11 protein-coding genes are annotated in these 13,246 nt (G+C 69.8%); 8 read left to right on the forward strand and 3 right to left on the reverse strand.

Annotated features, from left to right (window positions below; genetic code table 11):
* Positions 1 to 775: class I SAM-dependent methyltransferase (locus tag TSO5_RS03805; RefSeq protein ID WP_109150328.1), on the reverse strand; the 775-nt coding region annotated here is incomplete at its 3' end.
* A gap of 192 nt (positions 776 to 967) precedes the next feature.
* Here TSO5_RS03805 and TSO5_RS03810 point away from each other — a divergent pair.
* Positions 968 to 1,924: an acetyl-CoA carboxylase carboxyltransferase subunit alpha gene (locus TSO5_RS03810; RefSeq protein ID WP_109150329.1), complete on the forward strand. Its 957-nt coding sequence runs from the start codon at positions 968 to 970 to the stop codon at positions 1,922 to 1,924.
* Positions 1,925 to 2,071: 147 nt separating this feature from the next.
* Here the strand turns inward: TSO5_RS03810 and TSO5_RS03815 are convergent, their stop codons facing one another.
* Positions 2,072 to 3,529, reverse strand: coding sequence for a DNA polymerase Y family protein (locus tag TSO5_RS03815; protein WP_247870579.1), 1,458 nt, complete (start codon positions 3,527 to 3,529; stop codon positions 2,072 to 2,074).
* 372 nt (positions 3,530 to 3,901) lie between these two features.
* Here TSO5_RS03815 and TSO5_RS03820 point away from each other — a divergent pair, with 372 nt between their 5' ends.
* From TSO5_RS03820 to htpG, 7 genes are all read left to right on the forward strand, one after another.
* Positions 3,902 to 4,444, forward strand: coding sequence for a hypothetical protein (locus TSO5_RS03820; RefSeq protein WP_109150331.1), 543 nt, complete (start codon positions 3,902 to 3,904; stop codon positions 4,442 to 4,444).
* A gap of 100 nt (positions 4,445 to 4,544) precedes the next feature.
* Complete coding sequence (locus TSO5_RS03825) at positions 4,545 to 5,039, forward strand: HupE/UreJ family protein (RefSeq protein ID WP_109150332.1); 495 nt, start codon at positions 4,545 to 4,547, stop codon at positions 5,037 to 5,039.
* Between the two features lie 188 nt (positions 5,040 to 5,227).
* The gene (locus TSO5_RS03830) at positions 5,228 to 6,478 is read left to right on the forward strand and encodes a TAXI family TRAP transporter solute-binding subunit (RefSeq protein WP_282183483.1); all 1,251 of its coding nucleotides are present in this window, start codon (positions 5,228 to 5,230) and stop codon (positions 6,476 to 6,478) included.
* 119 nt (positions 6,479 to 6,597) lie between these two features.
* A complete protein-coding gene (locus TSO5_RS03835) occupies positions 6,598 to 7,059 on the forward strand; it encodes a GNAT family N-acetyltransferase (RefSeq protein WP_109150381.1) in 462 nt (153 codons plus the stop codon).
* 101 nt (positions 7,060 to 7,160) lie between these two features.
* Positions 7,161 to 7,829, forward strand: a complete 669-nt coding sequence (locus TSO5_RS03840) for a glutathione S-transferase family protein (protein ID WP_085087706.1) — start codon at positions 7,161 to 7,163, stop codon at positions 7,827 to 7,829.
* A 93-nt stretch (positions 7,830 to 7,922) separates the two neighbouring features.
* Complete coding sequence (locus tag TSO5_RS03845) at positions 7,923 to 9,557, forward strand: hypothetical protein (protein ID WP_109150333.1); 1,635 nt, start codon at positions 7,923 to 7,925, stop codon at positions 9,555 to 9,557.
* Between the two features lie 284 nt (positions 9,558 to 9,841).
* The gene (htpG, locus tag TSO5_RS03850; protein WP_109150334.1) at positions 9,842 to 11,722 is read left to right on the forward strand and encodes a molecular chaperone HtpG; all 1,881 of its coding nucleotides are present in this window, start codon (positions 9,842 to 9,844) and stop codon (positions 11,720 to 11,722) included.
* Between the two features lie 68 nt (positions 11,723 to 11,790).
* Here htpG and TSO5_RS03855 read toward each other — a convergent pair whose 3' ends face one another.
* Positions 11,791 to 13,002 carry an ATP-binding protein gene (locus TSO5_RS03855; protein ID WP_109150335.1) on the reverse strand — a complete coding sequence of 404 codons (1,212 nt, stop codon included), beginning with the start codon at positions 13,000 to 13,002 and terminating at the stop codon, positions 11,791 to 11,793.
* Positions 13,003 to 13,246 lie beyond the last annotated feature (244 nt).

Here is a 13,246-nt window from a genome sequence, read left to right on the forward strand (position 1 = left end):
AACCCTCCTCCCCCCCCCCCCGCCCCAACCGAACCGTCAGCGGCCAGCGAATCCGCCGCTCCGTCTCCGCATCGCCCCACAGCGGCGCGATCTCCTCGGCGAACGCCTCCAGCGGGTTTCGCCCCAGCGCCTTGGCCGCCGCCTTCACCCCCGACCAGGTGTTCATGTAGCCGAGCAGCCGCGGCAGCGTCCAAACCGCCTCCATCGCCAGCGGCGGCACCGGCAGCTCCGGAAACGGAAACTCCATGCCGCGATAGCCCTCGATCACCTTCCAGCGGTCGGCCGGCCAATAGGGTCCCAGCGTGCCGTTGTGGAAGTGCTCCACCACCGGATCCAGCACGGGATCGTCGAGCAGTTGCCGGCCGTAGCAGACCAGCGCCACCGCCGCCCCCGGCTTCGCCACCCGCTGCACCTCGGCATAGAAGCGCCCCAGGTCGAACCAGTGCGCCGCCTGTGCCGCGACGATCAGGTCGCAGCAGCCGTCAGGCAATCCACTGTCCTCCGCCGGGGCGACGGCATAGCGAACCCGTGGATGCGCTTGGCCTTGCGCGATCTGCTCCGCGCTGGCGTCGGTGGCGTGGACCGCCGCGAAATGGTCGGCCAGCGAAACGGAGAACTGCCCGTTGCCGCAACCGACGTCCCAGGCCAGTTCGCGGGCCGGCGCCGCATCGGCCAGGGCGGCGGCCAGACCGGGCGGATATGTGGGACGAAAGGCGCGGTAATCGCCGGCATGGCCGGAGAAATGGTCCTTGAAGGATTGGGGGAAGAGCGACATGCAGCGATCCGCCTTGCACGATCCGGGCAACGATTAGGCTTGGAATTTCCCGGCGGATAAGGATAAACCCTGTGGGTTCGTCGCGGAACCCTTCCCAGGCTGTCCCGCATCTTTCCGCTGTGGCGCAGGCGCGCCGGGCGTGCTACCAAGCGCGCGCTTTTTTGTGCGCCTCGCCAACCACCCGTGTCCGGCATGCAGACCTTCCTGGAATTCGAAAAGCCGATCGCCGAGCTTGAAGGCAAGATCGAGGAGTTGCGGCACCTGACCAACGCCGGCGACATCAACATCGCCGACGAGGTCGCCAAGCTGCAGGCCAAGGTCGACAAGCTCCTGCGGCAGACCTACGCCAAGCTCACGCCCGCGCAGAAGGTTCAGGTGGCCCGCCACCCCAATCGGCCGCACTGCCTGGACTATGTGAACGGCCTGATCGAGGACTTCACGCCGCTGGCCGGCGACCGTCATTTCGCCGAGGACCGCGCGGTCATCGGCGGGCTGGGTCGCTTCCGCGGCCGCTCGGTGGTGGTGATCGGCCAGGAAAAGGGCAACGACACCGAATCGCGCGTCCGCCACAATTTCGGGATGGCGAAGCCGGAAGGCTACCGCAAGGCCCAGCGCCTGATGGATCTGGCCGACCGCTTCAAGCTGCCGGTCGTCTCGCTGGTCGACACCGCCGGCGCCTTCCCCGGCGTCCAGGCGGAGGAGCGCGGCCAGGCCGAAGCCATCGCCAAGAGCATCGAGCGCTGCCTGCGGCTGAACGTGCCGATGGTCGCCTCGGTGATCGGCGAGGGCGGCTCGGGCGGCGCCATCGCCATCGCCACCGCCGACCGCGTGCTGATGCTGGAACACGCCATCTATTCGGTGATCTCGCCGGAAGGCTGCGCGTCGATCCTGTGGCGCAGCTCCGACATGGCGGGCGAGGCGGCCATCGCGCTGCGCCTGATCAGCCAGGACCTGAAGGAACTGGGCGTCATCGACCATGTGGTGAGCGAGCCGATCGGCGGCGCCCACCGCGACCCGGCCGAGACGATCAAGAAGCTGGGCGACTGCATCGAGGAGTCGCTGGGCGAGCTGGACGGCCTGGACGGCACCACCCTGCGCGCCAAGCGCCGCGAGAAGTTCCTTGAAATGGGGCAGAAGGGGCTGGGGTAAGTCCTCGCCTGTTTGCCCCCTCCCCATCCCTCCCCCGCCCTCGGCGGTGGAGGGGGCAGGAGCTTTGCGGCGTGACGTAGCTGCCGAAGCGACGGCAGTCCCCTCTCCCTCGAAGAGGGGGAGGGTTAGGGAGGGGGCAATTGCACCTCACCCCAAAAACCCGTGCAGAAACCAGCGCGGGGTCTCTCCCGGCCGGTACAGCCCGGCCCTGAACAGCCAGAACCGGCGGCCGTCGCCATCCTCCACGCGGTAGTAATCGCGCACGGCCAGCCCCAGCGATCCTTCCCCGCGCCACCATTCGCATTCGATCCGCTCCGGCCCCTCGGCCCGGCTGATGCGGTGGCGCACGCCGCGCCAGACGAATTGCAGCGGCGGGTCGTCGGGCAGCGGGGCGGTGGCCTCCACCGGCTCGGGCGGGGTCAGCAGGCGCAACGGGCGCGGCTGTCCCGCCGGCCAAGGCTTCGGCTCCGGCAACCTCTCCAGCGGCGGATGCGGCGCCACGCAGCGTTCCGGCAGCCAGCTTTCCCGCGGCACCAGCCGCAGCACCGCACGCTCCCCCAGCCGCAGAGTCAGCCGGTCCACCAGTTCGGCCAATCCGCCGTCAACCTCCTCCCCATCCAGGCCGGTCTGGACGGCCGACAGCGGCCCGGTCTCGGTCGCCGACAGCACCAGCGTTTCCAGCCCCGGCCCCGGCCCCGACCCTGGTTCAATCCGTTCCAGCAGCGGGGCGAACAGCCGGGCCAGCACCGCCGGGTCGCGGGTCGGGCGGCTGGTGCCGAGCGTCAGGCTCTGCGGCTCGTCGTCCACCCGCTGGTCGGTGCGGTGGGCGTCCAGCCGCAACCGGCGCGCGCCCTGCCCCGCCGCCTCCAGCCCCTTGCACAGCCGGCCCAGCAGATGGCGCAGCGCTCCGGCGATCGACTCGGGCGTGGCGATCGGTTCGGCGAAGGTCAGGCGCTCGCGATGGTCCGGCACCGGCCGGCGTGGCGAGATCGGCTCGTCCAGCCGGCCAAAGGCCTGATCGTAACGTTGCAGCAACCTGCCCCCGAACCTTGCCGCCAGCCCCGCCCGCGGCATGGCGTGCAGGTCGCCGATCCGGCGCAGGCCCAGCGCATGCAGCCCCTCCACCATTTCCGGGGCCAAACGCAGGGCGGCCAGCGGCAGGCCGTCCAGCGCCTCCCGCCGCCGCTCTTCCGGATTGCCGAACCGCACCAGCCCCCAGCCGGCGGCGGGGGTGTCGGCGATGGCGGCGCGGGCGGCGAAGCCGGCGGCGCGCAGCCGGCCGGTGAGATCGGCGGCCAGCGCCGCTTCGCCGCCGAAAAGGTGGGCGCAGCCGGTGATGTCGATCACTACCCCGTCCGGCTCGTCCGCCGCGGTCCAGGGGCTGTAGCGCCGCGCCCAGTCGGCGATGCGGCCGAGCAGGATCGAATCGGCCTCCGGCGTCGCCTCCGCCACCTCCAGCGCCGGCTCCAGCGCGCGGGCATCGCTGAGCGTGTGGCCGGGAGCGATGCCCAGCACCGCCGCCGCCCGGTTGACCGCCACCACCATCCGCCGCTGGCGCTCCGTCCGCAGCAGGGCCAGGGGACGCGCGCGCAGGTCCGGCGGCATGAGCCGTTCCCGCGCGTCGGTGGATAGGCGTGGGAGCCACAGGGCGAGGATGCGGCGACGGCTTCTCTCCAACCTACCGCAAGAACCACTCTCCTGACCGTATTGAGATCCCCTCTCTCCCCCGGGGAGAGGGTTAGGGTGAGGGGGGTGCGTTGCAGGATCTTCCTGAAGGTCCCGCCGCGCATCCCCCTCACCCCGACCCTCTCCCCGGGGGAGAGAGGGAGAAGCGTGCGGGTGGCGAGGGAGGTGCGTCATACGAAACTCAACAATTCAGAACAAACAAAGAACATCATAGCGCTGGCTTGGCCGCAAGGGGAGTCCCTCCTTTGGGGTCATCTTGCCGAAACGATCAGCAGTGCCGACATTCAATCAATGACCCCACATCTCCCGTTCCCCGCCCGCCGTCTGGCTCCGCTCGTTCTCCTGCTGGCGGCCGGTGCCTGTGCGCCACCGGACCTGCGCGACGAAATGCCCGGCCGTGCCCAGGCCTTTCCGCCGATCCACGAGCAGACGGTGATTCCCGGCGGCGAGCGGCGGACCTGGAGCCAGATCCAGGCGGAGCAGTCGCGCGCCGACTCGAAGCCCGCTCCCCAGGCTCAGGCCCGGCAGGCCGAAGAGCCGCAAGCACGCCGCGACTCGGGAGACACCGACCGGCCGCCGCCCAAGCGCCGCCGCGGCAGTTCGTCGCCCCCGCCCGACCCGGCCGTCCTGCCCCAGCCGCCGCGCCCGATCCCGGTGCCGCCGCCGCCCTCGTCCCAGAGCGCCACCGACGCCTTCAAGCGCGACCTGATCCGGCCGGAGGTCGACCGCATGCGCACCGACGACGCGATGGGGCGGCTCGACCCGCTGGGCCAGCGCGATCTGATGAAGCGAGAGAACGACCTGCGGCAGTGGGGTGACCCGCTGGCGCGGTAGCCTTCTCCCCTCCCCGACCTGGAGCCTGACCGCTTGACCCCGCCCCGCCTCAGCCGCCATACCGGCTGCCGGAGCGACACGGGATGGGGGATGCGGGCGCATGACGACGCTGACGGGGGCCTTCGGCACCGGGCTGACCACGCCGGTGTGGGTGCTGCAGCATCTGCTGGGCATCCTCGGCATCGGCATGTGGGCGGGACAGGCCGGCGGCACCGCGGTGTGGCAGGTTCCGGCCGCCGCAGTGACCGCCGCGCTGGCGGCGGGCTTCGCCGCGCAGATGGGGGTTCGGCTGCCCTATGCCGGACCGGGCCTCGCCGCCTCGCTGCTGGTGGTCGGGTCGCTGGTGGCGCTGGGGGTACGGGCGCCGGCCGTGCTGGCGGTGCTGATCGCCGCGGTCGCTGCCGTGTTCCACGGCCATGCCCACCAGGGACCGCCGCTCTATTGGGCCGGTTTCGCCGCCGGGCTGATGCTGGTCGCCTGCGGCGGGCTGGGGCTGTCGGTCGCGGTGACGCAGGCCGAGTCAGAGCGCGCGGTGCGGCTGTGTGGCGGTGCGGTAGCAGTCGCCGGCGTTCTTGACCTCGTCGGCGTGATTTGACCGGTTGCGCCTTGAAATGACGGGGTTGCGCGGAAATCTTTGAGGACACGCCCCTCCTTCCCGCCCCGCCCCTCCCTTCCGGGACCAACGGGCCAGACGAACGGAACGCCCCGGTGCCCCGCGCAGTCGCCAAAGCCTGCCTTACCCCGCCGGGGCTCCCCTCACCGGGACTTCGGGACAGTCCCGACATGTCCGCCTCCCAGATGCCCACCCTGACCCGCCGCCGTCTGCTGGGCCGCCTGCTGGGCGGGGTGGCGCTGGCGCCGCTGCTGCCGTCCGCCGGCCTGCTGCTGAGTGGCCCTGCCGCCGCGCAGGATCTGCGCTATTTCCGCATCGGCACCGGCACCACCGCCGGCACCTATTTCCCGATCGGCGGGCTGATCGCCAACGCCATCTCCAACCCGCCGGGCTCCCGCCCCTGCGACAAGGGGGGAAGCTGCGGCATTCCCGGCCTGATCGTGGTGGCACAGGCCAGCAACGGCTCGGTCGACAATGTCGAGATGCTGCGCGCCGGCACGGTGGAGGCCGGTTTCGCCCAGGCCGACGTCGCCTATTGGGCCTACAGCGGCACCGGCAGCTTCACCGGCAAGCGCCCGTTCACCGAACTGCGCTCGCTCGGCATGCTCTATGCGGAGGCGATCCAGGTCGTCGTCCGCTCCGACGGCTTCATCGACCGCATGACCGACCTGAAGGGCCGCAGCATCTCGCTGGGCGAGGAGGGCTCCGGCACGCTGGTGGAGGCGCGGCTGATCCTGGACGCCTACGGTTTGTCGGAAAGCACGATCACGCCGCTCTACCTGAAGCCCGGCATGGCGGCCGACCGGCTGGCGAAGGGCGAGCTTGACGGCTTCTTCATGGTCGGCGGCTATCCGGTGGCGGCGGTCGCCGACGTGGCGGCGCGGGTGCCGATCAGGCTGGTGCCGCTGGACGGCGAGCCCGCCGACCGGCTGCTGCGGACCCAGCGCTTCTACATCGAGCACGAGATCCCCGCCAACGCCTACCCCGGCAGCGCCCCCACCCCGACGCTCAGCCTGGGGGCGGAGTTGCTGACCCGCGCCGACCGCGATCCCAACCTGATCTATGGCATCGTCCGCGCGCTGTGGCACGAGAACACCCGCCGCGTCCTGGCCGAAGGCCACCCGCAGGGCCGCAACTTCGATCCCGCCCGTGCGGTCGCCAACGTCTCGGTTCCCCTGCATCCGGGGGCGGAGCGCTTTTACCGCGAGGCCGGCCTGCTCGGCAACGCCGCCAACGAACCGGCACGGGCGCCCACCGGCGGGACCGGGACCGGCACGGACACCACCCCCGCCGGCGGCGAGAAGGCCGCGAACGGGAAGCCCCCCGCCGACACGCCTCCCGCCGAAAAGCCCCCGGCCGAGAAGCCCCCGGCCGAAAAGACCGCCACCGGGAAGGCGGCCGGGGACAAGGCGACGCGCTGAACGCTCCATTTTCCGGACAGGACGAAAGGACCGTTCCCGGACGCCCCGGCGGTGGAATACTCTGACCGGAGATCCGGTTGATCCTCAGGATCGGGCGCAACGGGCAGAAGGAGGAAGGCATGCCGGCCGGGGAAGGGGTGCGCATCGCGATCCGTTCCGCCCGCAGCGCCGACTCCGAACGCTGTGCCGAGATCTTCCTGCACGGCCGCCGCCAAGCCTTCTCCTGGCAACCCGCCGACCGCTTCGGTCTGGACGATTATTACGACTGCGTGCGCGAGGATTCGGTGCTGGTCGCCGAGGCGGAGGGAGCGGTGGTCGGCTTCGTCTCGCTCGATCCCCAGGCCGGCGTCATCCACAACCTGTTCATCGACCCCGGATGGCACAAGCGCGGCATCGGCTCCGCCCTGCTGCGCGAGGCGCTGGCCCTGCTGCGCGGCGGCCCCCACCCGGTCGAGCTGGCCTGCGCCGCCCGCAACGCCGCCGCCCGCGCCTTCTACGAACGCAACGGCTGGACGCCGGTGGCGCCCCCCTCCGACCAGCCGGACACGCTGGTGCTCTACCGCCTGTCGCGGATGGGGTGAACCGCTTGCCGCCTGCCCCGCCGACCCACCCCCAACGAGACCCGCAGGCCCGGATGCGCAGGCTGTTTTCCTTTGCGGCGTTGCGGTAAAGTCGCGCCGCCATGCGAACCCTGTACCACCACCCGATCCACGCCCTGTCGCGCACCGCGCGCGTGATGCTCGCCGAGAAGGCCCTGCCCTTCGAACCCGTGGTCGAAAGGCCATGGGAGCGGCGCACCGATTTCCTGAAGCTGAACCCGGCCGCCGAGGTTCCGGTTCTGGTGGAGGAGGACGGGACGGTCGTCGCCGGCGGCCTCGCCGTGATCGAATATCTGGAGGAGGCCTATCCCGACACCCCCCTGCTGCCGCGCGAGATCGCGGCGCGGGCCGAGGTGCGGCGGGTCGCCGACTGGTTCCTCAACAAGTTCGACCGCGAGGTGACCGAGAATCTGGTGGGCGAGAAGCTGATCAAGCGGCTGTCCGGCCAGGGCCACCCCTTCGCCCCGGCGATTCGCGCCGGGCTGGCCAACGTCACCTATCATCTCGACTATATCGCCTTCCTGTCGGAACGGCGGCCCTGGCTGGCCGGGTCGGTCTTCACCCTGGCCGACATCGCCGCCGCGGCGCAGCTGTCCTGCCTGGACTATATCGACAACGTGCCGTGGGACCGCAGTCCGGAGGCCAAGGACTGGTACGCCCGGATCAAGTCGCGCCCCAGCTTCCGCGCGCTGCTGGCCGACAACATCACCGGCTGCCCGCCACCCAAGCACTACGCCGACCTGGATTTTTAACCGCCTCTTGGGTTTTGGCTCATCAGGGGCATGGACCGGCCTCGCGTATCAAGCTTAACGTGCTCCCAAATCGTACCCGGGAGAAGTTCCTCGATGCGTCTCAGCCGTCTTTCGCCCGTCCCGGCCCTGCCGGTCCGTTCCCTGAGGCCCGCCCTGATCGCCGGCGGCATGCTGGCGCTGGTCGCCGGCTGGTCGCCCGCCCAGGCCGCCCCCGCCGTCGACGACGCCGGGGCCAAGGCGCTCGCCGCCTCGTTGAAGAAGGACCTGCCCCGCTGGTTCCCGCCGCCCAGCGAGGATGGCGAGGGCATCGGCTTCGAATGGCAGGGCGAGCCCACCGTCAAGCCGGCCGGCGACCATTACGACGTCGCCCTGCCCCGCCTGTCGGCCGAGGATGCCGAAGGCACGCTGTTCGACATCGGCACCGTCCTGCTGTCGGTGACGCCGAAGGATGACGGCCAGTATGGCGTGGCGATCACGCTGCCCAGCGCGATCAAGGTGCAGAACCTCGACGACAACGACGAGTATGTCGACGCCGCCACCATCTCCATCGGCAAGCAGTCCTTCACCAGCACCTGGTCGGGCACGCTGGAGACGCTGCTGACGGTCGATGCCGCCTACAACGACATCGCGGTCAGCGCCGCCGACGGCAAGGGCAAGATCTCCGTCGCCTCCATGACCATGGTCCAGGACCTGAAGCCGGAGGCCGGGACCGGCGGCGCCACCCTGTGGAGCGGCCCGGCCGCCTTCGCCTTCGGCGGCCTGTCGGTGAAGGACGACAAGAACAAGGAGCTGGCGAAGATCGGCGGCGTCACCGCCGAGGCCACCTACACCCGCGTCGACCTGACCAAGGTCAGCGCGCTGCAGAAGCTGTCGGAACAGACCGCCGCCAAGGGCGTGGCGCCGACCAGCGCGGAACTGTTGCCGAAGCTCCAGGGCATGTTCGGCGGCATCAGCGGCGCGATGCGCCTGTCCAACCTGTCCTTCGTCAATCCCGAGGACGGCACCCAGGTCTCTCTCGGCCAGCTCGCCTTCCGCAGCGGCCTGACCGACCTGGATCAGGCGCTGTCCACCGTCAGCATGGGCATGGAGGCGCGCGACTTCTCCATGACGCCGTCGCCGGCCCCCGAAGCCTTCACCCCACGCGCCTTCGAGGTCAAGCTGTCGGTCGCCAAGCTGCCGAACAGCGCCCTGTGGAAGGCCTTCACCGAGCTGGCCAAGGCCGCCGAGGCCGAAGAGACCCAGCCGAAGAAGGGCGCCAAGACCAAGGCCGCCCCGCCGCCGCCCTCCTCCGAGATGGTGATGCAGCAGGCGATGGCCGCGATGGGCGAGGCCGGGACGGAGCTGCGGATCGACGCGCTGAACCTCGACACCCCGGCGACGGCCGGCACCGCCAACGGCGCGGTCAAGGTCGCCACCCAGGCCGCCTTCGGCGTCACCGGCGGCGCCACCGTCCTGCTGCGCGGCATCGACGCCGCGGTGAAGGCGATGCAGCCGGCCCCCGGCGCCAAGCCCGACAAGGAGACCCAGGATCTGCTGGGCGGTCTGGCGATGGTCCAGGCCATGGGCCAGCCCGGCAAGGACGACACCGGCGCCGACGTCCGCACCTACAAGATCGACCTGACGGAGGCCGGCCAGCTCCTGCTGAACGGCGCCGACATGACCCCGCTGCTGGCCGGCGGCGGCGAAGCGGCTCCGGCCCCGGCGGAACAGCCGAAGAAGAAGAAGTAAGGGAAAACGTCAGGCTCGGTGCCCCCTCCCTAACCCTCCCCCGCTTCGCGGGAGAGGGAACTGCCGCCGCTTCGGCACAAAGCCACGCCAACAAGCGTCCTACCCCCTCTCCCGCGAAGCGGGGGAGGGATGGGGAGGGGGCACCCGCCACAAGACCGCCACCGCGACACCTAACCGCACACCTCCCGCGGTTGCACGCCACAAGCCTCTTGAACGGCGGAGACGCTTTCACATATCTCCGCCGTCTTGACGCCCACCCGTGCAAAACCAACGAAGGTGCCCCCATGACCGAGGAACGGCTCAGTTTTCAAGCCGAGGTCAGCCGTCTGCTCGACATCGTCGCCCACTCGCTCTACAGCGAGAAGGAAGTGTTCCTGCGCGAACTGGTCTCCAACGCGTCGGACGCCTGCGACCGCCTGCGCTACGCGGCGCTGACCCAGCCCGAACTCTCGGCCGACGATCCGAACCTCAAGGTCCGCCTGCTGGTCGACAAGGACGCGCGGACCCTGACCGTCGCCGACAACGGCATCGGTATGAACCGCGAGGATCTGGTCGAGAATCTCGGCACCATCGCCCGCTCCGGCACCGCCGCCTTCATGAAGTCGCTGGAAGGTGCGGAGAAGGGCGACGGCAAGAAGGACGTCAACCTGATCGGCCAGTTCGGCGTCGGCTTCTATTCCGCCTTCATGGCCGCCGACAAGGTCACCGTGCTGACCCGCAAGGCCGGCGAGGCCACCGGCTGGCGCTGGGAATCCGACGGCAAGGGCGAGTTCACCATCGCCGAGACCGATGGCCTGTCGCGCGGCACCAAGATCGTCCTGCATCTGCGCGAAGGCGACGACGAGTATCTCGACGAAGCCCGTCTCGGCGGCATCGTCCGCAAATACTCCGACCACATCGCCATCCCGATCCTGTTCGGCGAGGGTGAGGATGCCAAGGCGCTGAACAGCGCGTCGGCCCTGTGGACCCGGTCGAAGTCGGAGATCACCGCCGAGCAGTACAAGGAATTCTACCACCATGTCGGCCACGCCTTCGACGATCCGTGGCTGACCCTGCACTGGCGGGCCGAAGGGGCGTTGGAATACACCAACCTGCTCTATGTGCCCTCGACCAAGCCGTTCGACCTGTTCGACCCCAAGCGCGCCCACCGGGTGAAGCTGTACGTCAAGCGCGTCTTCATCACCGACGCGGCGGAAGGGCTGATCCCGCCCTACCTGCGCTTCCTGCGCGGCGTGGTCGACAGCGAGGATCTGCCGCTGAACATCAGCCGCGAGATGCTGCAGCACAACCCGATGTTGGCGAAGATCAAGGCCGGCATCACCCGGCGCGTCCTGTCGGAACTGTCGAAGAAGGCCAAGGACACCGAGAACGCGGCCGAATACGACAGCTTCTGGGAAAACTTCGGCGCGGTGCTGAAGGAAGGCCTCTATGAGGACTACGAGCACCGGGACGATCTGCTGAAGCTGCTGCGCTTCCGCACCACCGCCGGCGACGAGCTGGTGTCGCTGGAGCAGTATGTCGCCCGCATGAAGGAGGGCCAGGACGCCATCTACACCATCAGCGGCGACGACATCGACACCCTGCTGCGCAGCCCGCAGTTGGAAGGCTTCAAGGCCAAGGGCGTCGAGGTGCTGCTGCTGACCGATCCGGTCGACGAGTTCTGGATGCCGTCGGTCGGCGTCTATGAGGGCAAGCCGTTCAAGTCGGTGACCCGCGGCGGTGCCGATCTCGGCAAGATCAAGGGCGAAGAGGCCGAGAAGCCGGAGGAGAAGACGCCGGAGGGCGAGCTGACCGACCTGCTGGCCCTGCTGAAGCTGACCCTGTCCGACGCGGTGAAGGATGTCCGCAAGTCCGAACGCCTGACCGACAGCGCCGTCTGTCTGGTGGCCGACGACAACGACATGGACATGCACCTGGAGCGCCTGCTGAAGCAGCACAAGCAGCTGAACGGCGAGGTCGGCAAGCGCATCCTGGAGATCAACCCGTCCCACGCCCTGATCAAGCGGCTGGCCGAACGGGCCAAGGGCAGCGGCGCCACCGACGCGCTGGAGGATGCCGCCTGGCTCCTGCTTGATCAGGCTCGCATCGTCGAAGGCGAGGCCCTGCCCGACCCCGCCGCCTTCACCCGCCGCCTGGCGAGCGCGATGGAGAAGGGGTTGGCGTAAGGTTCGCCTTGAACAGGAAAGTCTGATGGAAAAGCCCTCTCCTCCCTGGAGGAGGGGGCTTTTACATTCTACCCCCGCCCCACCCGCTCGGCCGGGAAGACCAGCGACATGGTGGTGCCCTCGTCGCGGCGGCTGACGACGTCCAGACGGCCGCCATGCAGTTCGATCAGGCGCTTGGTCAGCGGCAGTCCCAGGCCGGTGCCGATCTGGCTGCGGGCCAGCGCGCTGTCCACCTGCCCCCAGGGCTCCAGCGCCTTGCCCAGTTCCTCCCCGGTCATGCCGATGCCGGTGTCGTGCACCGACAGCCACAAGGCGCCATCCGCCGCCATGCGGGCGCCGAGCGTCACCACGCCATTGATCGGGGTGAACTTCACCGCGTTCGACAGCAGGTTCAGCAGCATCTGGCGCAGCTTGCGTTCGTCGGCGCGCAGCGGCGGCAGGTCCAGCGGCACCTCGGTGGCGATGCTCACGCCATGGCGCGACGCCCGCTCGGCCAGCAGCCGCGCGGTGCCGATCGTCACCCGCACCACGTCCACCGTGCCATCCACCAGTTCCAGCCGGTCGGCATCGGCCTTGGACAGGTCGAGCAGGTCGTTGATCAGTTCCATCAGGTGCCGGCCGCTCTCGGCGATGTCGCGGGCATATTCGCGATAGAGCGGGATGGCGTGCGGCCCCAGCACCTCCTGCTCCAGCAACTCGGCGAAGCCCATCATCGCGGTCAGCGGCGTGCGGATCTCGTGGCTCATGTTGGCAAGGAAGGCGGTCTTGGCCCGGATCGCTTGCTCAGCCTGCCGGCGCGCCTCCTCCAACTGGCGGGCGCGCAGCTCCGTCTGTTCGGCCGAGCGCGCCATCAGCCCGGTCACCGTGCCGACGCCGAGATAGCGGCCCTGCTCCGCCACCAGGAACCCCGTCACCAGCGCCGCCGGCTTCAGCTTGGCCAGCCGCCGCCCGATCTCCGCCAGCGGGGTCGCCCCTTCGATCAGCAGCGGATGCGGATCCATCGCGTCGGAGACCAGCCGCCGGCCGCCCCCCTCACCCCCGCCGTCCGGCAGCAGCCGGCCACGCTCCAGCAGCCCGGCGACGCGGCCGTCGCCGTCGACCACCGGCAGGGCGGCAAGCTCCGGCTGGCGTTGGAAGCGGGCGAGCGCGGCGGCACACTCCTGGTCCAGGGTCAGCGGCGGCACCGGAACGGCCAGCCCCGCGGCGGTGAAGGCGGGTTCGTCCATGGCCGGCTCCCCCGGAATCTTCAGGACGGGAGGCGGGACATCGAATGGCGTCATTGCGGCTCCTCCCCCTCCCCGTCCGGCATGGTCACGTCCGATCAGGCGCCGTCCCGGACTGCACGGCGCTTTGTCCGGCAAAACCTAGCAGGGGATTATGAGCAATTGGTTTCCGTTCCAATCATCCGTCCCCGCCGACCGATAGCCTGAAAGTACTATGGCTTTGGCCGGCAAAGCCTCTTCCGCTCGGCCGTCCGGCGGGGGCGTGGGTATTTGAGAATGCGTCCGAAACACAGTATATTGC

Origin of the sequence: Azospirillum sp. TSO5, assembly GCF_003116065.1 — a bacterium.
Taxonomy (GTDB): domain Bacteria; phylum Pseudomonadota; class Alphaproteobacteria; order Azospirillales; family Azospirillaceae; genus Azospirillum.